Below are 23,004 nucleotides of genomic sequence, written 5' to 3'. Positions count from 1 at the left end.
GCCGCGCGTGGCGGCCGTGCGCGGGAGGGCGCGGTCATGCCTGCCGCGTCGCCGCGAGGTCGCGTTCGAGCTCTGCCGCGCGGGCGGGCGGTTCTTCTCGGCGGCCGGCGAAGCGACAACTGGTCGTCGTCAACGCGCATTCGCACCCCATGACCGGCCCCCGCTCTCTGACGACATCGTCCGACGGTGGCTCCGTTCTCCACAGCACGTTAGCCTGTGATCATGACGGAGCTTCGCCTCGAAGAGTTGTCGGCCGCGACGATCGTCGCCGTGAACTCCATGTCGCTCAAGCCGGGGCAGGAGCAGTTCATCGCGCCGGTGAGCTACGGAACGGCCGCGACGGTCATGAACCCGCGCACGAGCTGGCAGCGCGTCGTGCTGGACCGCAACGAGGTCGTGGGCTTCATCAGCGCGAACTTCGACCCCGAAGAGCCGCACGAACGGTTCCGCTCCGTGCTGTGGCGCATCAACGTGGACGCCGACGATCAGGGCCGCGGCGTCGGCCGCTTCGCCGTCGAGGCGCTGGTCGAGGAGGCTCGCGCGCGCGGCATGGACCACGTCAACGTGATCTACGAGGCCGGCGAGGCCGGCCCGGACGCCTTCTTCACGCGCGTGGGCTTCCGCCCCGTCGGGGAGACGGAGTACGGCGAGACCATCGCCGAGATCCGGGTCTGACCCGTCCCGCGCCGGCGGATCTCTTCGGCGGTCGTCGCAGGATCGCGCCGGGGTCGCACCATCCCGCGGGAATTCTGCGCCCCCGGCGTCATTCTGCGAACCCGCGGAGGCCGGCGGATCGTTAGCGCGAGGCGGTGGGAGCCATCGCGAGCGCCGCGACGAGCGCCGCCGCCGCGATCAGTGCGCCGACAACGGCCGACCATCCGAGGCGTTCGTACAGCACGCCGGTGACCGAGCCGACCGCGGCGGTCCCGGTCAGCCATGACAGCTGGTAGAGCCCGCTCGCCTGCGCGCGGTCGGCCGGCGCGGCGCCCATGGTGGCGATGGCGGTCGCCACGGGCTGCACCAGGTAGCAGCCGACGGTGAACACCACCAGGCCGCCGACCGCCGCGCCCGGCGGCCCGCACGTCAGGAACGTGCCCGCGATCATGGCCGCGGCTCCCACCATCACGACGGCTCGCGCGCCGTACCGCCGCACGAGCGTCGCCGAGAAACGTGCGGAGACGGCGCCGGCGAGGTAGGCGAGGAAGATGAAGGACGCGACCGAGCGCGGCACGCCCATATCCGGTGACACGAGCCGCACGCCCAGGTAGTTGTACATGGCCCCGAACGCCCCCATCGCGAGGAACCCCTGCGCGAGCGCCGGAAGCGAGCCGCGCCGGCGGAGCTGCGTGGCGGCGGCCGCCGCCACGCCGCGCACGCCGATCCGTCGGCGGACGAAGCCTTCGACCCCCGGAGCGGCCATGAAGAACAGCGCCGCCGCGACGAGGCCGAGCACGCCGACGGCCCCGAGGCCGACACGCCAGCCGGCGGCGTCGCCGACAAGTCCGGCCACCAGCCGTCCACAGACTCCGCCGAGCGTGTTCCCGACCACGAACGTCCCGATCGAGCCGGTCACGCGCGACGCGGCCGACTCCTCCGAGATATAGGTGACGGCCGCCGCCGGCACCGCCGCCAGCGCCGCACCGAGGACCGCCCGGCTCCCCAGCACCATCCACAGCTCGGGCAACGCGGGGCCCAGCAGCGCCGCAGCGGTCGCGACCGCCAGCGCGAGCCGGACGGCGGCGAGCCGACCGTGTCGATCCGCGTAGATCGTCCAGGGCAGCACGGCGAGCGCCATGCCCACCGTCGTCGCGGACAGGGCGAGCGATGCCGTCGACAGCGACGTCCCCTCGTCGACCGCGATCGCCGGAAGCAACGCCTGCACCGAGAAGACCTGCGCGAAGGTCGCGAACCCCGCGGCGAAGACGGAGAGGCGAAGCCGCCGCTCACGGCCGCGCGCCGCATCCGCGGTCGTCACGATGCGCTCCCCGCCTTTCGACCTCCGCAGGCGCACGCCGCGGCGAGAGAGCGTGTCATACGGTGCAGCCCCAATCGAAATCCTCCCGAAACATGTAACTCCTACCGTATTCGGTGTAAGCAATATCAACATATGTTCACCGCTACTGGCAGGGAGCGGAGACATGACGGAGGGACGGCGCATGAACGCATCGGCCGAGGAGTCCGCTACGCCGGACATCGATCGTGCACGTCTGCCGGAAGGGACGGCGCTGCTCGAGAAGCTGGGCCGAGGCCGCGTCGTCGTCGGCGACTTCCCCGTCCGCGAGGCCGATCGGGACGCCCACCTGCGCACCGCCGAGGCCCTCGCCGGATCGGTCGACCTCGCCCTCATCGGCGAGCCGATCAGCGTCGTCCGGCAGTTCCCGCCGGCCTATCGGACCCGTCTGCTGCGCGACCAGGGGCTCGCAGTGTGGACGAGCCTGAACTGCCGCGACCGAAACCGGGTCGCCCTGGAGGGCGAGCTCGTCGCGCTCGCGGATGTCGGCGCGAGCGCCGTGCACGCCATCACCGGAGGACACCCCGCTCGAGGCCGCCGCCCCGACGCGATGCCCGTCTTCGACATCTCCGCCATGGAGCTGACCACGCTCGCCGCGCAGACGCCGCTCGTGGTCTCGGCCGCCGAGGCGCCCGAGGAGCCGCCGGCCGAGACACGAGCCGCACGTTTCGCAGAGAAGGCACGACGGGGCGCGGACATCGCCTTCCTCAACCTCACCAGCAGCCCCGAGGTCGTCGACGACTTCCTGCGCGCGGTGGCGGAGCTCGGCCAACGGCGCCCGGCCGTCGTGTGCGTGCCCTTCATCATCGACGAGGACACGGCCTCCGTGCTCACCAGCCTGCACGCCAGCACGATGCCCGCCGGCTACGTCGAGCGCATCCTGGCGGCCTCCGACACCCTGACCGCGGGCATCCGAGCGTTCGTCGAGCTCGCGACGGCCTACCTGGACGTGCCGGGCGTCGCCGGCGTCTGTCTCTCCGGCGGCGGTGCGCCCGGCCGGCAGCTCGACTATGCCCGCGCCATGGCCACCGCGGCCCGCGAGCTCGGCGCCGGCCTCTGACCCGCTCCTTTCCCTGTCCGCACCACCCGACCCCCACGCTCCACCCGCTCTGAGAGGAAACACCCCCATGCCCTACCGCCCGTCTCGCCGACCGATGGCCCTGCTCATCGGCATCGGCTCCGTCTTCGCACTGGCCGCCTGCAGCTCGGCACCGGCGACGGACGCCAGCAGCGGCTCCGCGTCCCTCACCCACGTCCGCGTGAGCACACTGGGCTTCTGCGACGATCCGATCGTCTGGGGCATCGACCAGGGCATCTTCGCCGACGCCGGACTGGACGTCGAGCTGGTCACCGTCCAGTCCGGTGCAGCGGGCGTGTCCGCGCTGCAGGCCGATGAGATCGACATCGCCTACGCCAACCCGCTGACCAGCCTCCAGGCGATCGAGAACGGCGTCGATCTGAAGATCGTCTCCGGCAGCTCGCTGTCCAACGAGAAGTCCTATCAGGTCGTCGTCGCCGGCGACTCGGGCATCACGAACGCCGCCGGGCTCGAGGGCGCCACCATCGCCGTGAACGCCCTGGGCAGCCTCGGGGAGATCATGACCGCACGCTGGATCGCCGACAACGGCCGCGGCGCGACCGCGCAGTTCGTCGCGCTGCCCTTCGCCGACCAGGTGCCGAGCGTCAAGAACGGCACCGTCACTGCGGCGTCCACCGGATACACGCAGGCCGCCGCGAGCCTGGCCGATGGCAGCATCCGCTCGCTGGGCAACCCGTACTACGACGGCGTCGGCGAGATCCCGACCTCGTTCTACGTCGCCGGATCCGGCTGGGTGTCCGCGAACGAGGGCGCCGCGGAGAGCTTCGCCTCCGCGATGACCACGCTCGCCGCATCCGCCTCGGACCCCGCCAACGACGACGCCCGCTTCGCGGTCACCGCCGCCGCCTGCGGCTCGACCGCGGCGGACCTGGCCGACACGCTCGAGCCCACCTATACCGGCCAGCTGGATGCCGCTCAGGTCTCGTCGCTGGTGGACATCCTCGTCGACGCCAAGGCCATCTCCTCGATCGACCTCGCGGCGGTGCTGCCGGACTGGGCCCGCACCGCATGACCCCGGTCGCGGAGCACACCACGGGTGCGGGGCGGACCTTCGGTCTGACCCGCGCCCGTGGCGCCCTGCTCGGTCTCGCCGGCGTCGCGATCGTCGTCGCCGCGTGGGAGTCGATCGTCGCGACCGGGTGGGTCTCCGCGCAGTCCCTCCCCTCGCCGCTCGCGGTCGCGGTCCAGCTCCCGGTGGTCGCCAGCGACCCGCTCTTCCTCCGCGGGCTCCTGGACACGCTGGGCGCGTGGCTCAGCGCCCTCGGTCTGGCGACGGCCTCGGCCATCGTCCTCGGGTTCCTCGCCGGAACCATCCCGGCCCTGTCCCGGCCGCTCATGGTGGTCGTCAACGCGCTGCGCTCGATCCCGGCCACGGCTCTGATCCCGGTCGCGATCCTCGTGTTCGGTCTCGGCCCCTCGATGAAGACCGCCGTCTCCCTCTACGCGGTGTTCCCGGTCATCCTCATCAACACCATCTACGGCGTCGCGGGGACCGAGCCGATGCGCATCGACGCGGCACGGTCCCTGCACTGGCCCTGGTGGCGCCGCTACCTGCTGCTGGTGCTGCCGAGCGCCACCCCCTCGATCGTGACGGGCATCCGCATCGCCTCGGGGATCTCGCTGGTCGTCGTGATCAGCGCCGAGCTCCTGGGCGCGCGCAGCGGCGTGGGACTCGCGCTCGTGCGGTACCAGCAGGCCCTGCACATCGACATGGCGTACGCCTGCATCACCATCATCGGGATGCTGGGGCTGCTCCTCTACTCGCTCATGGTCGCCCTCGAGCGGGCGACGATCGATCGGATCCACCTTGACTGACACCCAGACGCCCGCGAGCGATGAGCGCGCCGGAGGGAGGCGCGCTGCCGCCGGTGCCACGACGGCCGCCCGCACCCGCGCATCACGCCGCCTCCCCCGCGTCCTGACGCGACTGCTTTCCTACAGCTGGCTGCTCATCGCGCTGCTGATCGTGTGGGAGGTCGTCGCACGGCTGAGCCCGACCGTGTTCTTCCCACCGCTGACGGTCGTGCTCGGTCAGTTCGCACAGGACTGGCTGAGCCCGACGCCGCAGACGGCGTTCCTCTCCGACCGCTTCTGGCGGACCGTGCCGGTGAGCCTGTCGCGGCTCGCGCGCGGCTGGCTGCTGGCCGTTGTCGTCGGCGTCACGCTCGGCGTCGTCCTCGGGCGCAGCGTCACGACGCGGGCGATGTTCAACCCGGTGATCCGGTTCTGGATGTCCGTTCCGAACGCCGCGCTGCTGCCCATCGCGCTCCAGTTCTTCGGGGTCACCGAGGGCATGGGGATCTTCCTCATCTTCTTCGGCACCGTCTGGCTGATCGTGATCAACACGGCGGACGGGGTGTCCGGGGTGAACGCCTCCTGGCTGCGCTCGGCCCAGAGCCTGCGGCTGCCGCGCCGGGTGATGCTGCTGCGCGTCGTGCTCCCCGCCGCCAGCCCCCACATCCTCGCGGGGCTCCGCATCAGTGTGAACTTCGCCCTGATCCTGATGATCGTGGCCGAGCTCTACGCGACGACGACCGGCCTCGGTCGCGACATCGCGCTGTACCAGCAGACGTTCCAGTACCGCCAGATGTGGTCGGCTTTCCTGCTGATCGCGCTGATCGGCGTCCTCGTCAACGTCGTCTTCGACCTCCTGGAGGCCCGGCTGCTGCGGTGGCAGCGGCGCGGCGGCCTCCTCTCCCGCTGAAAGGACCCCCGATCATGGACATCACCGTCGACCGCGTCTCCAAGAGCTACGGCGCCACGCTCGCGCTCAGCGAGACGTCCTTCCGCATCGCGCAGAACGAGTTCGTCACGATCGTCGGCCCATCGGGATGCGGCAAGAGCACACTCCTGATGATGATGGCCGGTCTCCTGCCGACGAGCACCGGCAGCATCCGGCTCGATGAGCAGGAGGTGCGCGGCCCCGCCCACGGCGTCGGCGTCGTCTTCCAGGACTACAGCCGCTCGCTCTTCCCCTGGATGACCGTGAAGAGCAACCTCGCCATGGCGATGGTGTCGCAGAAGCTCCCGAAGGGGGAACGCGACGCACGGATCGCGCGCGCCCTGCACAGCGTGGGGCTGGAGGGCCACGAGAAGACGTATCCCTGGCAGATGTCCGGCGGCATGCAGCAACGCGTGGCGATCGCGCGCGCCGTGGTGGCGCTGCCGCGCATCCTTTTGATGGACGAGCCGTTCGCGGCCGTCGACGCCCAGACCCGCGCGGATCTCGAGGATCTGATCCTGCGCATCCGTGACGAGTACCGGGTCACCGTCGCGCTGGTCACGCACGACATCGACGAGTCCGTGTACCTCGCCGACCGGGTGCTGGTGCTGGCGGCGGGACCCGGCCGGGTGATCCGGGACCTCCCGGTCGACCTGCCCTCCCCCCGCGAGCAGGTCGCGACGAAACGATTGCCGGCGTTCGTCGACTACCGCTCGACGGTGTTCGAGCTCGTGATGCGTCCGGTGGCGAAGGAGACGCGGGCATGACCGGTCCGGCAACGCTCCCGCTGCGCGGCGAGTGCCCCAAGAGCATGATGTACGGCCCCTGCGGCGACGTGCACTCGGACGGTCGCTGCGAGATATCCTCGTCGCCCTGCGTGTTCCTCGGAACGGCCACCGTCGCGTGGCCCGCGCCCGGAGACGACGCGGTCGACCGCAGCGGCTCGGCCGCCGCGGCCATCGCGACCGAGGCGGGCCGCGAGCTGCAGGCGCTGATGTCCCGGCGCAAAGCCGTGATCACGGGCCTTCCCGCACGCGCGATGGACGTGGACTCGCTCGCGGCGTGCGCGGAGGTGCTGGCGGGATCGGTCGATGCCGTGCTCTCGGGCGACTCGGGCCGCGCCCGCGTGCAGTTCGCGCCGTCGTACCGTGCCGAGCTCATCCGGCGGGCGGGCCTGCGTGCCTGGCTCGGGATCAACTGCCGCGACCGCAACCGGGTGGCCATCGAGGGCGAGCTGGCGGGCGTCCTGGCCTCGGATGCCGCGGGCGTGCTCTGCGTCACCGGGAACCACACCGACAGCGGCCATCGACCCGATGCGCAGCCGGTGTTCGACCTGGAGGGGACACGTGTCGTGCCGCTGGCACGCCGATTCGGCCTGTTCACCGGCGCGGCGGCATCCCCCGCGGCGCCTCCCACGCGGCGACGGGCGGCCCGCTTCGCCCAGAAGGTGCGAGCCGGCGCGCAGATCGGACTGCTGCAGTACGCAGGTGAGCCCTGGCAGGTGGCGGAGTTCATCGACGAGGTGCGGGCCGAGGGAGCCGACGTCCCGTTCCTGCCGGGCGTGCCGGTCGTGATCGACCACGAGGGCGCCGCGCTGCTGGCCTCGTTCGAGTCCGCCGACCTGCCCGCCGGCTACGTGCAGCGCGTCCTCGATGCGCGCGATCCCTTCACCGCCGGCATCGAGGCCGCCGTCGACTACGGACGCGGGCTGCTCGAGCTGGACGGTGTCGCGGGCGTCGTCGCGGCCGGCGGCGCCCGGTTCGGTCAGGAACGGGAGTTCTCGCTCGCGCTTGCGACCATCGCGCGCGAGCTCGGCGGCGCCTCGTGAGCTACTCGCCGTCGAGCGTCGGCAGCACGCGCGACTCCAGCGCGCGCTGCATCGCGTCGATCCGGTGGATGGCCTCGGTCGTGGCGGAGAGCATCCGGTACGGCTCGGGGTGGGACCGCGCCAGCTCCTCGGCGGAGGCCCCGGCCTCGATCACAGCCCGCCCAGGTCGACCCCGATGTTCGTGCGGGATGTCGCCAGCGCCGTGCGCAGCATGTCGCCCGCGACGACCACGTCCGCGATGAGCGCGGGGTTGGCGAGATCCGCGAGCCGAGCAAGACCGGGCAGCACGGCGATGGCCCCGCTCGCCATCTCGGCACAGGTCTCGGCCGCGCGGACGCTCTCTTCACGGATGCGGCGGTCCCGATCGGGTCCCGGCTCGCTCCGGTACGCCGCGGCCAGCCGGGCCGAGGCCTCGCCGTCCTCGTCCACGAGTCGCAGCGCCGTCCGGCGCAGCGCCGCCGCGTCCTGGGCGAGCGCGGCGACCTCCTCGTCGCTCCCCCGCCCGACGGAGTATCCGCACACCATCTCGATCAGCGCCGCGGCGAAGCCGAGGACGACGGCGCCGGCCGAACCGCCGCCCGGGTTCGGAGCGGCCTCGGCGAGCGCCTCCGTCCAGCCGGAGACGGACGTCGATCGGACGGTGAGGGCGCTGTTCGCGGGAACATCGACGGACATGTGGATCAGGCTACATGTAAGCGGTACTGTCAGAACGCTGCCACGTCGCGGCGGGAAGGGTGGACCGAGATGACCGACCGTGGGACGACCCAGGAAGCCGACGCGTTCGCCCGTTCGCTCGGCGCCGTCATCCGGGGGCGACGGCAGGAGCTCGGTCTGCGCCTGGTCGAGGTGGCCAAGAGCACGGGACTGTCGCACTCCTTCCTCAGCCAGCTCGAGCGGGGCCGCACCCGGGCGAGCATGCGGTCGCTGTTCGCGGTCGCCCGCACGCTGAACACGACGCAGCAGGAGCTGCTCGCGCTCGCAGCGGGGCCCGATTCCGCCAACGCCCCGGAGTCTCCGCTCAGCGTGATCCAGCCCCAGACGGAGGCGCACGCACGGCTGCTGATGCATTCGGACTCGCAGGTGGACGTGACCGAGTTCGTCGGGCTCCCGTTCGAGAGCGGCGAGTTCTTCAGCCATGAGCGTCCCGAGTTCATCTACGTCGTCCAGGGCAGTATCGAGTTCGAGATGCGCGTCGCGCCGGACTCGGGCGGGAGCGTGCAGCTGCTGCAGCAGGGCCAGAGCGTGCTGTGCCCGGGATCGATGCTGCACCGGTACCGGTCGGTCGGCGCGCGCGCCGCGACCGTGCTCATGATCCAGTACCCGGCCTGAGGCCGCGGACGTAGCGCGGTCGTCCGCGTTCGGTAATGTAAGTATTTGTAAACTTTTTGATCCCCAGGAGAGCACCGTGGAAACGACCGACACCTCGCACCGGCTGGTGTCCCTCATCGACGAGCTGAGCGCACGTCTGGATCCTCGCCTCATCTCGGTGGACCGCCGTCAGCGCGAGCGCGCCTCGCTCGACGGCGCGACCATGTCGCCGATCCTCTCCGAGCTGCTTCCCGCCGGCCTCGCCGATGTCGTCATCACGCCCCGCGCGATCGACGACGTCCCCGTGATCGTGTCCGCGGCCGTGCGCCACGACATCCCGCTCACCGTGCGAGGACGCGGCACCGGCAACTACGGCCAGGGCATCCCGCTGCACGGCGGGATCGTGCTGGACACGAGCGGCCTCACCGCCGTCTCGACAGCGCAGGACGGCTCGATCACGGCGGAGGCGGGCGCCCGCATGCGCGCCATCGATCTGGTCGCGCGCGAGTCCGGCCAGGAGCTGTGCCTCATGCCCTCCACGGTGCAGAGCTCGCTCGGCGGGTTCCTCGCCGGCGGCTCCGGCGGCGCCGGCACGATCGAGTTCGGCAACACCCGCCAAGGATTCGTCCTGGCGCTGGATGTCGTCCACGCCCACGCGGACGCCCGCATCGTTCACGTCACCGGCGAACAGGCGCAGGCCTACCTGCACAGCTTCGGGGTCGCCGGCGTGATCGTTCGCGCCACCGTGCGACTGCGACCGGCGCTCGAGTGGCGTCCCGTGTTCGCGAGCTTCCCGACGCTGGGCGAGGCGTCCTCGGTCTTCCGCGCACTCGGCGCGCTCACTCCCGCGCCCAAGCTCGTCTCCGCCGACGACCCGGAGCTGGTCGGGACGCTTCCCGCCGACGACGCGCTGGCACCCGACCGGGTGAGCCTGCGCACGATCGTGGCCGACGACACGCTCGAGGCCGCCGTCGAGATCATCGAGGCGGCGGGCGGACGCGTGGACGAGGTGCGCAGCGGCTACGCCGAGACGATGCGGATGTCGGTGATCGCGTACAACCACCCCGCCTGGTGGTTCCTGCGCGCTCACACCGGCGACTACTTCCACCTCGAGGTGTTCGGCGACGTCCTTCTGGACGACCCGGAGTCGGTGCGGTCGCTGTTCGACGAGGCGCACCTGCACCTCGAGCTCGGCCACTCGGTGAACTTCGGCATGCTGCTGCTCCCCTATCGCGATCCCGGCGACGTCACGGCCGCCATCGAGCGACTGGCCGCGGTGGGCATCGGCGCCCACGACTGCCACAGCTGGATCCTCGAGTCGCCCTCGCTCGCGCTGCGCAGCGCCGCGGACCGGAACGACCCCCACGGGGTGCTCAACCCCGGAAAGCTCATCGCGGCCGCGACCGCCTGACCGCGGTCGGGCCTCGCCGGAGCTCAGCCGGGGAGGACGGCGCTGGTCCAGGGCGCGTCCGTCGTGGCGCGGCGGTACCGCACCCGCACGCTGCCGGCTCCCTGCGTCGCCTGCCAGAACGTCAGCTCGAGGGGCTCGAGCACGTAGCCGATCCAGCTCGGCGGCGCGACCTCCGGGACGGCGCTGTGGATCGTCTCCTGCCAGCGCTCGCGGCGCCGGGCCATCGACAGGGCGGCGAACGCGTCGTCGTTCAGCCACGCGAGCGTGCGCAGCTCCGGACTGCGACGAGCGAAGGCGGCGGCCGCGGCGGCCTCATCCTCGCGCACGGCGTCGCCGCGCGCCACCAGGTGACGACCCCGGTCCAGCCAGGCGAACGAGGCGGCGACCCGCGGCATCCGGTCGATCTCCGTCGTCTTCGCGCTGCGTTCGTCGGTGTGGAAGCGCAGGTTCACCCGATCGTAGGAGGACAGCACGAGCACACGGCTCGCCGGCCCGCCGTCCGCCGCGGTCGTGCTCAGCGTCATCACCACTCCGGGGGCGTCCGGCTGGGGGATCCACGCGGCCAGCACGGTGGCGGGGTCGGCCGGCGGAGATGCGGGATCGGGCAGGAGTGCCGACGGTTCGGTCATGGGCGCCCTCCTCGGGTCGCGGACGCTGTCGTGTCGTCGAATCGGAAACGTGCGACCTCGCCGATCGCCTCGGCGACCTGCGCGACGGTCGCCTCGAAGATCGCACGCCCGTACTCCGCGGTCGCCGCCGAGGGATCGCCGATGACCCCGTTGGCGGCGAGATCGTCCGAGGACCACCCGAACGACACCGGCTTGGGCGGCAACCCTATGGTGCGGTAGCTCTCCAGGTGCGTGGGGACGGTCCCCTCGGCCGAGGCCATGTCGACCGACTCCGGCCGCAGGAACAGCATGAGCGAGGTCTCCGCCGCCCCGGCGTGGAGGGCCAGGCCCCGCTCCCCGGCATCCTCTCCGTGGGGCGCGGACACGAGGCGGGGCGCGAACGCCGTGGTGGAGAAGGCGAGGAGCCCATCGTCGATCCGCAGCTCCCGCAGCATGAGCTGAACGATCGGGACGTTGCCGCCGTGGCCGTTCACGAACAGGATGCGGCGCGCCGAGGTGGTCGCGATCGCATGGCCCAGCTCGCGGATCGTCGCCATCAGCGTCTGGGCCGACAGCCACAGCGTGCCCGGCGCCCAGCGGTGCTCGTCCGACTTCGCGTAGCGCAGCGACGGCAGCAGCAGGACGCGCACGCCGGCCTCGTGGGCCCGCGAGGCCGCGCCCTCCGCCACCGCCTCGGCGATCGCGGTGTCGGTGTCCAGGGGAAGGTGCGCGCCGTGGTGCTCGATCGCCCCCACGGCACAGACGAGGACCGTGTCCTCGGTGAGCACCTCGACCAGTCGGGGACCGGAGTGGTGCTCCCATCGCAGCAGGGTCATGCGCCGACCGCCTCGGGCTGCAGGACGTTGCGGCTGCTGCGCTGACGCGCGACCAGACGCCCGCCGCGCACCACCGCCCGCTCGGGGGCGCGCTCGGCGAGCGCCTGCCCGAGCGACTCCGCACGCACGAGCACGAGGTCGGCGGGCTCGCCCGCCCCCAGCCCCGCAGGGGGAAGTCCCATCACCGCGCGGCCACCGGCACTGCCGACCCGGTACGCCTCATGCGGCGCGAGGTGCGCCGTGGCCACCAGCAGAGCCACCAGGTCCCACATGTCTCCGCGCCCGAGCGGGTTGAACGGGTCCTGGACGTTGTCACCGCCCAGCCCGACCATGACGCCCGCGTCGAGCAGGTCGCGAACCGGCGGCACCGCGCGCGGCATCGGCGGCGGTGAGCTCTGCCCCTGCAGCAGCAGGTTCGTCAGCGGGTTCACGACGATGCCCACGCCGGCCGCGGCGACCTCTCGCAGCAGCGGGGCGAGCACCGAGATCGGCTGCACCGCCAGGCTGACGCAGTGGCTCGCCGTGCGGGGGCGCGCCACATCCCATCCTCGGGTGCGCGCGGCGAGCAGCGCGAGGTCGAGCGAGTCGGGGTCCAGCGTCTCATCCGTGTGCAGGTCGACGCCGAGGCCGAACTCGTCCGCGATGCCGATCACGCGATCGGTCTCCGCCTCGGGGTCGGGCGTGAGATGCGGACAGGCGCCCAGCAGGTCCGGGCCGAGCGAGGCGGCCTCGCGGATCAACGCGGCGGGGCGGTCGTGGGACTGCATCGCCACGACCTGCACATCCAGCAACGGCCGGTACTCCTCTCGCAGCGCGACGAGAGCGCGGATGCCGCGCAGCGGATCGTCGCCGGCGTGGTAGTTCACATGGGTGCGCACGGCGGTGACGCCCGAGGCGAGCGCGGCCTGGAGCCCGCGACGCGCGCTGCGCTCGATCGTCTCGCGCGAGACGGTGTGGGCGATCAGCCGCCACGAGTCCACGGCCCCGTCGAGGTCGACCCCGGCATGGGCACCGCCGGGGCGCGTGTAGGCCTTGTCGAGGTGCGCGTGCGCGTCGACGAGGGTCGGCAGCGCCAGCCAGCCCGTCGCGTCGACCGGCGGAGCCCCGTCCGCGGCGGGGCCGGGGGTCGCGGGGGCGATCAGCCCCTCCTCCGTGAGGACGAGCGTTCGCGCATCGACGGCCCCCGTGCTCAGGTCGACGATGCGCGCGCCGGTCACGGTCCCGAGTCGGTCTCCCGGGACGAGGTCGTCGATCGCGGCCACGTGCAGCTCCTCTCGCCGGGACATGCGCGCACGGCTTCAGAATGTAAGCATAAATTACATACACCATCGATCTTGACACGCATACTGTCACCGCCATGCCCGCCAACGCGAGCGGGCTCCGGGGCCGCACGGAGGGAACTAGACGAGGGAGTTCCGCCACGCCGCGTGCAGCTGCGCGAAGCGGCCCGTTCCGGCGATGAGCGCCTCGGGCGTGTCGTCCTCGACGACCCGGCCCCGCTCCATCACCAGCACGCGATCCGCGATCGCGACGGTCGAGAGACGATGCGCGATGATGATCGCCGTCCGATGGGCGAGCAGGGTCTGCAGCGCCTCCTGGATGAGACGCTCGCTGGGGATGTCGAGCGACGCCGTCGCCTCGTCGAGGATCAGCACCGCGGGGTCTGCGAGGAAGGCTCGGGCGAAGGAGATCAGCTGTCGCTGCCCCGCCGAGACGCGGCCGCCGCGCTTGTTCACATCCGTGTCATAGCCCTCCGGCAGCTCCCGGATGAACGCGTCCGCGCCCACCGCCTGCGCCGCGCGGCGGATCTCCGCAGGCGAGGCGCCGGGCTTGCCGAGCGCGATGTTGTCGGCGACGGTTCCGCTGAACAGGTACGCCTCCTGCGTGACCATGACGATCGCGCGCCGCAGGTCGTCCTCCGACAGCTCGCGCAGGTCGACCCCGTCCAGGGTCACGGCACCGGCGGTGGGGTCGTAGAAACGCGAGACCAGCTTGGCGAGCGTCGACTTCCCCGCACCGGTCGTTCCCACCAGCGCGACCGTCTGCCCGGCGGGGATGTCGAGATCGAAGCCGGGCAGGATGACGCGTCCGTTCGCGTACCCGAACTCGACGTGGTCGAAGCGCAGATGGCCCTGAGCGGCGGCGAGCGGCGTCGCCCGAGCGGGCTCGGGGACCCCCGGCTCCTCCTCCAGCACGCCCGACACCTTCTCGAGCGCTGCCGCGGCGGACTGGTACGAGTTGAGGAACATCGCGACCTCCTGCAGCGGCGAGAAGAAGTTGCGCACGTACAGCACGGCCGCCAGGAGCACGCCGATCTCGACCCCGCCGTCGACGACGCGGATCCCGCCCCAGAGCACGACGACCGCGAGGGTGACCGACGAGATCGCCATGAGCCCCGGCTCGAACGCGCCGAAGAGCCGCAGCGACGCCTTGTTGACGTCGCGGTACTCCCCCGACAGCTCCGCGAACTCCGCATCGCCGCGGGGCTCCGTACGGAACGCCTTCACCGCGCGGATGCCGGTCATGGTCTCCACGAACTGCACGATGACCTTCGCGCTCACGACGCGCGAGCGGCGGTACACCGCCTGGGAACGGCGGTAGAACCAGCGCATGAGCAAGGCCAGCGGGATGCCGGCGATCACGAGCACCGCCCCGCTCTGCACATCCAGCAGCAGCAGTGCGATCAGGGTGAAGCCGCCGTAGAGGACACCCGAGACGAGCTCGTTGAGACCGCCGTCGAGCAGCTCGCGGATGGTGTCGAGGTCGCTCGTCTGTCGAGAGATGATGCGCCCCGAGGTGTAGGACTCGTGGAACTCGAGGCTGAGCCGCTGCGTGTGCCGGAAGATCCGCACCCGCAGATCGAGCATGACCGCCTGCGTGATCCGGGCGGCCACGACCGCGTACCAGCCGATGAGCGCCGCCCCGAGGATCCCCGTGGCCAGGTACAGGGCGACGACGCCGACCGTCGGCATCCAGTCGAGCCGGTCGACGACCGCGGGCAGCGCGTTGTCGATCCCGAACGCGATCAGCGCCGGACCCGCGACCTGCATCGCGGTGGACACGACCAGCACGACCGCGGCGAGCACCAGCCGTGCCCGCAGCGGGCTCACGAGCGAGCCGAGCAGGCGCAGCGAGCGCCGCCGGATCGCACGGCTCTCCTCGCGGGTGTAGTCGGAGCGGTCCTCGCCGCGGGTCCCGGTGACGTCGCTCATCACGAGTCCTCCCGTTCGCGTGCGCCCCGGGGGAACCGGCGGTCATCGCTGGGCAGCGGGGGGATGTCGATGGGCCCGGTGGGCACGAAGTGCTCGGCGTGATCCGCCTCGAGGCTCGAGATCACGTGGCGGTAGTGGGCGCTGTCGCGCAGCAGCTCGGAGTGCGTGCCGACGGCCGTGATCCGACCGCCCTCCAGCAGCGCGACCCGGTCGGCGAGCGCCACGGTCGAGGGGCGATGCGCGATGATCAGGGCCGTCGTGCCCTCGAGCACGCGGCGCAGCCCCTCCTCCACGCGCGCCTCTGTGTCGACGTCCAGCGCCGAAAGGGGGTCGTCGAGCACGAGGACGGCCGGCCGTGCGGCCACGGCGCGCGCGAGCGCCAGCCGCTGTCGCTGTCCGCCCGAGAGACTCAGGCCCTCCTCGCCGATGATCGTCTCGACCCCCTCGGGAAGCGCGTCGACGAAGTCGGCCTGCGCGACGGCGAGCGCTTCGCGCAGCAACGCCTCCGCGGCCGAGCCGTGCTCGTCGAGGTCGTCGCGGCCGAGCAGCACGTTGCGTCGCACCGACGCGGAGAAGAGCGTCGCATCCTCGAACGCCATCCCGATGTGGCGCCGGAGCTCCGACAGCCGCAGGTCGCGCACGTCGACGCCGTCGAGGAGCACCCGGCCGCCCGTCACGTCGTAGAGGCGGGTCGGCAGCGTCGTGAGGGTGGTCTTGCCGGAGCCCGTGAGCCCCACGAGCGCCATCGTCTCGCCGGGCCGCAGCACGAGGTCGATGCCGTCGAGCAGGTCGCGGCTGTCGGCGGGGGCATCGGGGTAACGGAACCGCGCCCCCTCGAACACGAGCTCGCCGCGCGGTTCCGGGATCGTCGCCGGCTCCGGCGGGTCGACGATCGTGTTCTCGGCGTCGAAGACCTCCATGACCCGGTCGGTCGCGGTGCGGGCGTCGAGGAGGAACGAGAAGAGGAAGCCGATCGACTCCACGGGCCACCGCAGCACCGCGCCCATCGCGAAGAAGGCGAACAGCTGTGCGACGTCCAGCTGTCCGAGCTGGACGAGCACGATGCCGACCGCCAAGCACAGCGCGAACGCGATCTCGGGCAGCAGCACGAGCCAGAACCAGATGCCGCCGACCGCGCGCGCCTTCTCGATCTCGGTGTCGCGCAGCTGCAGCGCCTGCGTCCGGAACGCGCGGAGCGCGTGCGGACCGCGTCCGAACGCCTTCAGCACGCGGATGCCGTGCACGCTCTCCTCGACCGCCGTCGCGAGGTCGCCGGCCTGATCCTGGCTGCGCCGGGTGAGCAGCCCGTATCGCTTCTCGAAGCGGTATCCGACGTACCAGAGGGGCGCCGAGCAGATCAGGAAGACGAGCCCCAGCATCCAGTGCCAGGTGAAGAGCACGGCCGTGCCGACGACGATGGTCAGCAGGTTGACGACGAGCAGGATCACCCCGAACGCGAGCCAGCGACGGATGAGGCTGATGTCCTGCATCATGCGGCTGAGCAGCTGCCCCGACTGCCACCGGTCGTGGAACGAGACGGGCAGACGTGTCAGGCGCTCCGAGAAGCCCGTGCGCAGAGCGTACTCCACGCTCGTGGACGGGGCGAGGACGAACCAGCGGCGGAGCCAGACGAGTCCCGCCTCGGCGAAGCCGAGAAGCAGCACGAGCACGGCTCCCACGGCGATCTGGCCGATGTCGCCCGATCCGATGGGCCCGGAGACGACGGCCTCGAGCATCAGGGGGATGCTCAGCGCGACGAGGCTCGCCCCGAGCGCGCTCGCGGCGCCGAGGATCAGCCGCGGCAGCACCGGGCGGGCGAACGGCAGCAGCCGCGCGAGGGCGCGCAGCGTGGAGGGCGGGGCGGAGTGTGCAGTCATGATCGAGGCGAGCCTTCGAGCCTATGCTCCGCCTCCCCCGCCGCACAACTCCCCGCTCCCTCCCCCTCGCCCCTACCCGCGAGACCAGTCTCGCCCGCCGAGACCGGTGGGTTACCCGCCGGTCTCGGCGGGCCGGACTGGTCTCGCGGTCAGCTCGCGGTCAGCTCGCGGGCGAGGAGAGCGCGCTTGACCGGCTCGCCCCACGCGAACCCGCCCATCGAGCCGTCGCTGCGGAGCACGCGGTGGCAGGGCACGAACAGCGCGGGAGCGTTCCGGGCGCAGATGGATGCGGCCGCCCTCACCGCCGACGGCCGGCCCAGCGCCGCGGCGAACTCGGAGTAGGTCAGCGGCCGCCCGGGGGCGATGGCCCGCAGCGCCGCCCAGCCGATCCGCTGCAGCTCGGTGCCCGTCTGGCTCACCTCGACCGCGTCGATCGCGGCGACGTCCCCGGCGTAGAACGCGACGACGGCGTCCGCGGCATCCGCCTGCCCTTCTCTCACCTGGGCCGGACGCAGCATCGGGTGGATGCGGTCGCGCACCGCCTCGACATCCGCCGTCCAGCCGGATGCGAGCACACGCTGCCGATCGTCGGCGACGATCGTGAATGCCCCGTCGGGGGTCTCGAGGGTCTGGAACAGGGCGGTCATGGTGCTCCTTGTGAGGGGGTCGAGGGACGTGCGGGGCGAGCCGAAGCGGCCGCGGCGCGCCAGAGGTGGGCGGTGGCGTAGCTGCGCCAGGGGGCGACGCGCTCGAGCCGGGCGCTGAGCGCGCGTGGGTCGGCGGGCAGGCCCGCGCGCACGGCGCCGGCACGCGCGGCGACGTCGCCGGGCAGGAAGACGTCGGGATCGCCCGTCACCCGCATCCGCACGTAGTCCGCCGTCCACGGTCCGATCCCGGGCATCGCGAGCAGGGCTGCACGCTGGGCGACGGGGTCATCGCCGGGACCGAGCTCGAGGGCGCCGTCGGCGAGCGCCGCCGCGGCGCCCCTGACGGCACGGATGCGGGCGGCCGGTACGCGCAGCGTCTCCGCACCGTGCTCCGCGATCGCGGCCATGGTCGGGAACAGACGGTCGGTCCCCTCATGGGCTTCGAGCGGATCGCCGAGGGCCGCCGCCAGCGCGCTCAGCGCCGACGTCGCCTGGCGCACGGTGATCTGCTGGCCGATCATGGCGCGGATCAGCATCTCGTGCGGATCGGCCGTGCCCGGAACCCGGATGCCCGGACACGCCGCGACGAGCGATGCGAGCTCCGGCGCCGCCGCCGTCAGCGCCCGATCGACCGCGAGCGGGTCGGCGTCGAGGTCGAACAGCCGCCGCACCCGCGCGAGCAGCTGGGGCAGGTCGCTCAGCCGCGTCAGCCGGGCGCGCAGACGCAGCTCGCCGCCGTCCCGTCCCACGCGGAACCAGGCCGGCCCGCCGGCGAGCGCGAGCGTCCGGGCGAACGAGTCCGCCGTGGCGACCTCGACGCCCGATACGGCGCGTGCCGCGAACCAGGCGAACAGGCCGTCCAGGTCGATCGGCGCACGGTGGGCGAGCAGCAGGTCGAGTCCGCCCGACGCGGCGGGCGCGGCGGGGTGCGCACGGGCCCGGAGCGCGGTGGGCGGCATGCCGAACACCTCGCGCACCGTGTCGTTGAACTGGCGGATGCTGGCGAAGCCCGCGGAGAAGGCGACGTCGGCGACCGGGAGCTCCGTGCCCGTCAGCAGCAGTCGCGCGGTCTGCGCGCGGTGTGCGCGGGCGAGCGCGAGCGGCCCGGCGCCGAGTTCGAGGGTGAGCAGCCGCGAGAGGTGACGCACCGAGTATCCGAGCCGCCGGGCGAGTCCCGAGACGCCTTCCCGCTCGACCACGCCGTCGGCGATCAGTCGCATGGCGCGGCCCGCGACATCCCCCCGCAGGTCCCACTCGGGCGAGCCCGGCGCCGCCTCGGGCAGGCAGCGCTTGCAGGCGCGATAGCCGGCCTCGTGAGCGGCGGCGCTCGTGGCGTAGAAGGTGACGTTGCCCGGCTTGGGCGTGCGCGCAGGGCACGAAGGGCGACAGTAGATGCCGGTCGTGCGCACGGCGGTGACGAACTGGCCGTCGAACCGCGCGTCGCGTGCGTCGATCGCACGGTAGCGCTCGTCGAAGGTCATCGCGGGTTGTGGCACTCCCCCAGCCTGACACGCGCCGACCGACTCGGCTCGCGGTTTTCGGCCACGACTGTCCGCCCGGCGCCGCCCCACGATCGCGACGTTTTCATGCACCCGCGACGCGAATGTGGCGGCGGGTTGCACGAAAACGCCGCGAACAGGGGGCGGATGCGGGGGCGCAAGCCCCCGCGGAACCCCACCGGCCCCGAGTACCGTGGCGGCATGAGCGAACGCGAGTACGACCTCATCGTCATCGGCGCCGGCCCCGTGGGCGAGAACGTCGCCGACCGCGCCGTGCAGGGCGGCCTGTCGGCGGTGATCGTGGAGAGCGAGCTGGTCGGGGGCGAGTGCTCCTACTGGGCGTGCATGCCCTCGAAGGCCCTGTTGCGTGCGGGGTCGGCGCTGCGCGCCGCACGGGACGTCGAGGGCGCGCGCGAGGCCGTGACCGGCGAGGTCGATGCGCCCGCCGTGCTCCGCCGCCGCGACGGCTTCACCCACGACTGGGACGACTCATCGCAGGTCGCCTGGCTCCAGCAGGCGGGCATCGACCTCGTGCGCGGACACGCGCGGCTCGCGGGCGAGCGCCGGGTCGAGGTCACGGCGGACGACGGCTCGACCTCGGTCCTTCTCGCCCGCCGCGCGGTCGCGGTCTGCACCGGGACCGGCGCCTTCGTGCCGGAGGAGCTCGCCGACATCGAGCCGTGGACGAGCCGCGACGCCACGGGCGTGCAGGAGATCCCCGCGCGGCTCGCGATCGTGGGCGGCGGGGTCGTGGCCTGCGAGATGGCCACCGCATTCGCCGACCTCGGGTCGCGCGTCACCCTCATCGCCCGCGGCGCGCTGCTGGCCGGGATGGAGCCGTTCGCCGGCGAGCGGGTCGCGACGGCGCTGCGCGAGCGCGGGGTCGAGGTGATCCTCGGCGCCGCGGTCTCGCGGGCGAGCCGCAGCGGCACGGTCTCGACGCTGGAGCTCGCCGACGGCCGCACGATCGAGGCCGAGCAGGTGCTCGCCGCGACCGGACGCACCCCGCGCACGGAGGACCTGGGCCTGGAGAGCGTCGGACTCGAGCCCGGCTCCTGGCTGGATGTCGACGACACCCTGCTCGTGCGCGGCACGGACTGGCTCTACGCGGCCGGCGACGTGAACCATCGCGCGCTGCTCACCCACCAGGGCAAGTACCAGGCGCGCGCGGCCGGAGACGTGATCGCCGCGCGCGCGGCCGGGGCACCGGTCGACGACGCGCCCTGGGGCGCCCACGTCGCCACCGCCGACCACGCCGCCGTGCCGCAGGTCACCTTCACCGATCCCGAGGTCGCCTCAGTGGGGCTCACGGCCGAGGCCGCGCGGGCGGCGGGTCACCGCATCCGTGTCGTGGACTACGACCTCGGATCCGTCGCGGGCGCCGCGACGCACGCCGACCATTACACCGGACTCGCCCGGGCCGTCGTCGACGAGGACCGCGGGGTGCTCGTCGGCGCGACCTTCGTGGGCCCGGATGTCGCGGAGCTGCTGCACGGGGCCACGATCGCGGTCGTCGGCGAGGTGCCGATCGCCCGGCTGTGGCACGCCGTGCCGTCGTACCCGACCGTCAGCGAGGTGTGGCTGCGGTGGCTCGAAGCGCTCGGGCGGGCCACCGCGTCCTGACGCCGGTCCGCCGCGCGGCGCTCATGCCGCCCGCTCGCCTCCGGGCGTCCCCCACGGCCCCGGGATGCCGCGGCAGCCGACGACGGTGCGGCTCAGTGGTAGAAGTGCCGCTCCCCGGTGAAGTACATGGTCACCCCGGCCTCGCGGGCCGCGGCGATCACCTCGTCGTCGCGCACGGATCCTCCGGGCTGGATGATCGCCGAGATCCCGGCGTCGATCAGCACCTGCGGGCCGTCCGCGAACGGGAAGAAGGCATCGGATGCCGCGACGGACCCGGCGGCGCGATCGCCCGCCCGCTCGACCGCCAGGCGGCAGGAGTCCACGCGGTTCACCTGACCCATGCCGACGCCGACCGTGGCGGAGTTCTTCGCGAGCACGATCGCGTTCGACTTGACCGCGCGGCACGTCTTCCAGGCGAACGAGAGGTTCTCGAGCTCCTCATCGTCCGGGCGTTCGCCCGACATGAGCTCCCACGAGTCGACGAGCGACTCGATCTCGGCCGGGAACCGGTCGGCGTCCTGCAGCAGCAGACCGCCCGAGACCAGGCGCACGTCCATCGGCTCCTGCGTCCAGTCGACCGGCAGCTGCAGCACGCGCAGGTTCTTCTTCTCCCGGAAGACCTCGAGCGCGGCGGGCTCGAAGTCGGGGGCGACGATGACCTCGGTGAAGATGTCGCGCATGTTCTCGGCCATCTTCATCGTGACGGTGCGGTTGGCCGCGATGACGCCGCCGAACGCCGAGACCGGGTCGCACTCGTGCGCGCGCAGGTGGGCGCTGGCGATCGGGTCGAGCGCGTTCGGCGCGCCGATCGCGATGCCGCAGGGGTTGGCGTGCTTGATGATCGCCACGGCCGGCTTGACGAGATCGAACGCCGCGCGCAGCGCCGCATCCGCGTCGACGTAGTTGTTGTACGACATCTCCTTGCCCTGCAGCTGCGTCGCCTGCGCGATGCCGTGGCCGCCGGCGCGGGTGTAGATCGCGGCGCGCTGGTGGGCGTTCTCGCCGTACCGCAGGGTCGCCAGGCGCTCGGCGTTGATCGTGAGGTGCCCCGGGAGGTCCTCCTCGACGAGGGTCCCCTCGGCGAACCAGGTCGCGACCGCGCGGTCGTACGAGGCCGTGTGCGCGAAGGCGCGCGCCGCGAGCTCCTTGCGCTGCGTGAGCGAGGTGCCGCCCGCCCCGAGAGCCTCGATGATCGCGGGGTAGCTCTCCGGTGAGACGACGATCGCGACGTTGGCGTAGTTCTTGGCGGAGGCGCGCACCATCGCGGGACCGCCGATGTCGATCTGCTCGACGACGACGTCGCCTTCGGCCCCGGAGGCGACGGTCTCGACGAAGGGGTAGAGGTTCACGACGACGAGCTCGAACGGCGCGATCTCGAGCTCGCTCAGCTGACGCTCGTGGTCCTCGAGGCGCAGGTCCGCGAGGAGACCGGCGTGGACGCCGGGGTGCAGGGTCTTGACGCGACCGTCGAGCGACTCCGGGAAGCCGGTGACGGAGGCGACATCCGTCACCGGGTGCCCGGCGTCGCGGATGGTCTGCGCGGTCGACCCGGTCGAGACGATCTCGACGCCGGCGCCGGCGAGCGCTTCCGCGAGACGCAGCAGGTCGGTCTTGTCGCTGACCGAGACGAGGGCGCGCCGGATCGGAACGACGTCGCGCGGGCGGTAGAGGGACGGATCGTGGCTGGGCCCGGCCATGGGGACCTCCTCGGGTGGTGGGTGGGTCAGGATGCGGCGATCGCCGCCGGGTCGAGCTCCCCGGTCGCGAACCGCCGAACGACGTCGATCAGCAGCCGCCGCTCGACCGGCTTGATGCGCTCATGGAGCGTGGTCTCGTCGTCGCCCGGCAGCACCGCCACGCGCTCCTGGGCGAGGATCGGCCCCGAGTCGACGCCGTCGTCGACGACGATGACGCTCGCGCCGGTGGTCGTGGCACCCGCGGCGAGCGCGTCGCGCACGGCGTGGGCGCCGGGGAACTCGGGCAGGTGGGCCGGATGCGTGTTGATGAGCCGCGGCGCCCAGGCGGAGACGACGGCGGGCGGCACGAGCCGCATGAGGCCGCTCAGCACGACGAGGTCCGGCGACCAGGCGGCGAGCTGCTCGTTGAGCTCGTCGCCCCAGGCCTCCCGCTCGGCGGCGCCGCGCCACGGGACGACGAAGCTCGGCATGCCGAACTCCTCCGCGTGCGCGAGGCCTGCCGCTTCGCGATCCGCGCCCACGACGATCACGCGTGCGGGAAAGTCGGGGTGCCGTGCCGCCTCGAGAAGGGCACGAAGGTTGGAGCCGGCGCCGGAGATGAGGACGGCCACCGTGAACACCCGGTC

22 protein-coding genes are annotated in these 23,004 nt (G+C 72.5%); 10 read left to right on the top strand and 12 right to left on the bottom strand.

Annotated features, from left to right (window positions below; all coding sequences use genetic code 11):
* The first annotated feature begins 222 nt into the window (after positions 1 to 222).
* Positions 223 to 675, top strand: a complete 453-nt coding sequence (locus QE381_RS17155) for a GNAT family N-acetyltransferase (protein WP_307220131.1) — start codon at positions 223 to 225, stop codon at positions 673 to 675.
* A 121-nt stretch (positions 676 to 796) separates the two neighbouring features.
* Here QE381_RS17155 and QE381_RS17150 read toward each other — a convergent pair whose 3' ends face one another.
* Positions 797 to 1,975: an MFS transporter gene (locus tag QE381_RS17150; protein ID WP_307220129.1), complete on the bottom strand. Its 1,179-nt coding sequence runs from the start codon at positions 1,973 to 1,975 to the stop codon at positions 797 to 799.
* A gap of 181 nt (positions 1,976 to 2,156) precedes the next feature.
* On the opposite strand from QE381_RS17150, the gene QE381_RS17145 reads away from it, so the two are divergent.
* From QE381_RS17145 to QE381_RS17120, 6 genes are all read left to right on the top strand, one after another.
* The gene (locus QE381_RS17145; RefSeq protein ID WP_307220127.1) at positions 2,157 to 3,071 is read left to right on the top strand and encodes a methylenetetrahydrofolate reductase; all 915 of its coding nucleotides are present in this window, start codon (positions 2,157 to 2,159) and stop codon (positions 3,069 to 3,071) included.
* 67 nt (positions 3,072 to 3,138) lie between these two features.
* Entirely contained in the window at positions 3,139 to 4,122 is a 984-nt protein-coding gene (locus QE381_RS17140) for an ABC transporter substrate-binding protein (protein ID WP_307220125.1), read from the top strand.
* Positions 4,119 to 4,925, top strand: coding sequence for an ABC transporter permease (locus QE381_RS17135; protein ID WP_307220123.1), 807 nt, complete (start codon positions 4,119 to 4,121; stop codon positions 4,923 to 4,925). Before QE381_RS17140 ends, QE381_RS17135 begins: the two co-directional genes overlap by 4 nt.
* On the top strand, positions 4,918 to 5,814 hold the full coding sequence (locus QE381_RS17130) for an ABC transporter permease (RefSeq protein WP_307220120.1): 897 nt from the start codon (positions 4,918 to 4,920) through the stop codon (positions 5,812 to 5,814). The genes QE381_RS17135 and QE381_RS17130 overlap by 8 nt, the downstream gene beginning before the upstream one ends.
* Positions 5,815 to 5,828: 14 nt before the next feature.
* Positions 5,829 to 6,599, top strand: a complete 771-nt coding sequence (locus QE381_RS17125; RefSeq protein ID WP_307220118.1) for an ABC transporter ATP-binding protein — start codon at positions 5,829 to 5,831, stop codon at positions 6,597 to 6,599.
* On the top strand, positions 6,596 to 7,660 hold the full coding sequence (locus tag QE381_RS17120; protein ID WP_307220116.1) for a methylenetetrahydrofolate reductase C-terminal domain-containing protein: 1,065 nt from the start codon (positions 6,596 to 6,598) through the stop codon (positions 7,658 to 7,660). Before QE381_RS17125 ends, QE381_RS17120 begins: the two co-directional genes overlap by 4 nt.
* A 1-nt stretch (position 7,661) precedes the next feature.
* Here QE381_RS17120 and QE381_RS17115 read toward each other — a convergent pair whose 3' ends face one another.
* Positions 7,662 to 7,814: a hypothetical protein gene (locus QE381_RS17115; RefSeq protein WP_307220115.1), complete on the bottom strand. Its 153-nt coding sequence runs from the start codon at positions 7,812 to 7,814 to the stop codon at positions 7,662 to 7,664.
* Complete coding sequence (locus QE381_RS17110) at positions 7,811 to 8,335, bottom strand: cyclodeaminase/cyclohydrolase family protein (protein ID WP_307220113.1); 525 nt, start codon at positions 8,333 to 8,335, stop codon at positions 7,811 to 7,813. Before QE381_RS17110 ends, QE381_RS17115 begins: the two co-directional genes overlap by 4 nt.
* A 69-nt stretch (positions 8,336 to 8,404) precedes the next feature.
* Here QE381_RS17110 and QE381_RS17105 point away from each other — a divergent pair, with 69 nt between their 5' ends.
* Both QE381_RS17105 and QE381_RS17100 read left to right on the top strand, forming a co-directional pair.
* Entirely contained in the window at positions 8,405 to 8,989 is a 585-nt protein-coding gene (locus QE381_RS17105; protein ID WP_307220111.1) for a helix-turn-helix domain-containing protein, read from the top strand.
* 76 nt (positions 8,990 to 9,065) lie between these two features.
* On the top strand, positions 9,066 to 10,379 hold the full coding sequence (locus QE381_RS17100) for an FAD-binding oxidoreductase (RefSeq protein WP_307220110.1): 1,314 nt from the start codon (positions 9,066 to 9,068) through the stop codon (positions 10,377 to 10,379).
* A gap of 23 nt (positions 10,380 to 10,402) precedes the next feature.
* Here the strand turns inward: QE381_RS17100 and QE381_RS17095 are convergent, their stop codons facing one another.
* The 7 genes from QE381_RS17095 to QE381_RS17065 all read right to left on the bottom strand — a co-directional run bounded on the left by QE381_RS17095 (position 10,403) and on the right by QE381_RS17065 (position 19,040).
* Entirely contained in the window at positions 10,403 to 11,008 is a 606-nt protein-coding gene (locus tag QE381_RS17095) for a pyridoxamine 5'-phosphate oxidase family protein (protein WP_307220108.1), read from the bottom strand.
* On the bottom strand, positions 11,005 to 11,823 hold the full coding sequence (locus tag QE381_RS17090) for a creatininase family protein (RefSeq protein ID WP_307220106.1): 819 nt from the start codon (positions 11,821 to 11,823) through the stop codon (positions 11,005 to 11,007). Before QE381_RS17090 ends, QE381_RS17095 begins: the two co-directional genes overlap by 4 nt.
* Positions 11,820 to 13,109, bottom strand: coding sequence for an amidohydrolase family protein (locus tag QE381_RS17085; protein ID WP_307220104.1), 1,290 nt, complete (start codon positions 13,107 to 13,109; stop codon positions 11,820 to 11,822). The genes QE381_RS17090 and QE381_RS17085 overlap by 4 nt, the downstream gene beginning before the upstream one ends.
* Positions 13,110 to 13,223: 114 nt before the next feature.
* Positions 13,224 to 15,035, bottom strand: coding sequence for an ABC transporter ATP-binding protein (locus QE381_RS17080; RefSeq protein ID WP_307220102.1), 1,812 nt, complete (start codon positions 15,033 to 15,035; stop codon positions 13,224 to 13,226).
* Positions 15,035 to 16,912: an ABC transporter ATP-binding protein gene (locus tag QE381_RS17075; protein WP_307220101.1), complete on the bottom strand. Its 1,878-nt coding sequence runs from the start codon at positions 16,910 to 16,912 to the stop codon at positions 15,035 to 15,037. The genes QE381_RS17080 and QE381_RS17075 overlap by 1 nt, the downstream gene beginning before the upstream one ends.
* Positions 16,913 to 17,061: 149 nt before the next feature.
* On the bottom strand, positions 17,062 to 17,559 hold the full coding sequence (locus QE381_RS17070; protein WP_307220098.1) for a methylated-DNA--[protein]-cysteine S-methyltransferase: 498 nt from the start codon (positions 17,557 to 17,559) through the stop codon (positions 17,062 to 17,064).
* Positions 17,556 to 19,040: an Ada metal-binding domain-containing protein gene (locus QE381_RS17065; RefSeq protein ID WP_307220583.1), complete on the bottom strand. Its 1,485-nt coding sequence runs from the start codon at positions 19,038 to 19,040 to the stop codon at positions 17,556 to 17,558. The genes QE381_RS17070 and QE381_RS17065 overlap by 4 nt, the downstream gene beginning before the upstream one ends.
* Positions 19,041 to 19,259: 219 nt before the next feature.
* Here QE381_RS17065 and QE381_RS17060 point away from each other — a divergent pair, with 219 nt between their 5' ends.
* Positions 19,260 to 20,681: an NAD(P)/FAD-dependent oxidoreductase gene (locus QE381_RS17060; RefSeq protein ID WP_307220096.1), complete on the top strand. Its 1,422-nt coding sequence runs from the start codon at positions 19,260 to 19,262 to the stop codon at positions 20,679 to 20,681.
* 92 nt (positions 20,682 to 20,773) lie between these two features.
* On the opposite strand, the gene purH is transcribed toward QE381_RS17060, so the two are convergent.
* Together purH and purN are read right to left on the bottom strand one after the other, a co-directional pair.
* Positions 20,774 to 22,378, bottom strand: a complete 1,605-nt coding sequence (purH, locus tag QE381_RS17055; RefSeq protein ID WP_307220094.1) for a bifunctional phosphoribosylaminoimidazolecarboxamide formyltransferase/IMP cyclohydrolase — start codon at positions 22,376 to 22,378, stop codon at positions 20,774 to 20,776.
* A 26-nt stretch (positions 22,379 to 22,404) separates the two neighbouring features.
* A complete protein-coding gene (purN, locus tag QE381_RS17050) occupies positions 22,405 to 22,998 on the bottom strand; it encodes a phosphoribosylglycinamide formyltransferase (protein WP_307220093.1) in 594 nt (197 codons plus the stop codon).
* Positions 22,999 to 23,004 lie beyond the last annotated feature (6 nt).

The sequence above is a fragment of the Microbacterium sp. SORGH_AS_0888 genome (assembly GCF_030818905.1).
Taxonomy (GTDB): domain Bacteria; phylum Actinomycetota; class Actinomycetes; order Actinomycetales; family Microbacteriaceae; genus Microbacterium.
The sequence above is the reverse complement of the archived record's forward strand: the minus strand, read 5'-3'. Positions and strand labels throughout refer to the sequence as shown.

What these genes read in the sequence shown, in the direction of transcription:
- QE381_RS17155 (WP_307220131.1), top strand. Translation starts at nt 223, where the DNA reads ATGACGGAGCTTCGCCTCGAAGAGTTGTCGGCCGCGACGATCGTCGCC.
- QE381_RS17145 (WP_307220127.1), top strand. Translation starts at nt 2,157, where the DNA reads ATGAACGCATCGGCCGAGGAGTCCGCTACGCCGGACATCGATCGTGCA.
- QE381_RS17140 (WP_307220125.1), top strand. Translation starts at nt 3,139, where the DNA reads ATGCCCTACCGCCCGTCTCGCCGACCGATGGCCCTGCTCATCGGCATC.
- QE381_RS17135 (WP_307220123.1), top strand. Translation starts at nt 4,119, where the DNA reads ATGACCCCGGTCGCGGAGCACACCACGGGTGCGGGGCGGACCTTCGGT.
- QE381_RS17125 (WP_307220118.1), top strand. Translation starts at nt 5,829, where the DNA reads ATGGACATCACCGTCGACCGCGTCTCCAAGAGCTACGGCGCCACGCTC.
- QE381_RS17120 (WP_307220116.1), top strand. Translation starts at nt 6,596, where the DNA reads ATGACCGGTCCGGCAACGCTCCCGCTGCGCGGCGAGTGCCCCAAGAGC.
- QE381_RS17110 (WP_307220113.1), bottom strand. Translation starts at nt 8,335, where the DNA reads ATGTCCGTCGATGTTCCCGCGAACAGCGCCCTCACCGTCCGATCGACG.
- QE381_RS17105 (WP_307220111.1), top strand. Translation starts at nt 8,405, where the DNA reads ATGACCGACCGTGGGACGACCCAGGAAGCCGACGCGTTCGCCCGTTCG.
- QE381_RS17095 (WP_307220108.1), bottom strand. Translation starts at nt 11,008, where the DNA reads ATGACCGAACCGTCGGCACTCCTGCCCGATCCCGCATCTCCGCCGGCC.
- QE381_RS17090 (WP_307220106.1), bottom strand. Translation starts at nt 11,823, where the DNA reads ATGACCCTGCTGCGATGGGAGCACCACTCCGGTCCCCGACTGGTCGAG.
- QE381_RS17085 (WP_307220104.1), bottom strand. Translation starts at nt 13,109, where the DNA reads ATGTCCCGGCGAGAGGAGCTGCACGTGGCCGCGATCGACGACCTCGTC.
- QE381_RS17080 (WP_307220102.1), bottom strand. Translation starts at nt 15,035, where the DNA reads ATGAGCGACGTCACCGGGACCCGCGGCGAGGACCGCTCCGACTACACC.
- QE381_RS17075 (WP_307220101.1), bottom strand. Translation starts at nt 16,912, where the DNA reads ATGACTGCACACTCCGCCCCGCCCTCCACGCTGCGCGCCCTCGCGCGG.
- QE381_RS17070 (WP_307220098.1), bottom strand. Translation starts at nt 17,559, where the DNA reads ATGACCGCCCTGTTCCAGACCCTCGAGACCCCCGACGGGGCATTCACG.
- QE381_RS17065 (WP_307220583.1), bottom strand. Translation starts at nt 19,040, where the DNA reads ATGACCTTCGACGAGCGCTACCGTGCGATCGACGCACGCGACGCGCGG.
- QE381_RS17060 (WP_307220096.1), top strand. Translation starts at nt 19,260, where the DNA reads ATGAGCGAACGCGAGTACGACCTCATCGTCATCGGCGCCGGCCCCGTG.
- purH (WP_307220094.1), bottom strand. Translation starts at nt 22,378, where the DNA reads ATGGCCGGGCCCAGCCACGATCCGTCCCTCTACCGCCCGCGCGACGTC.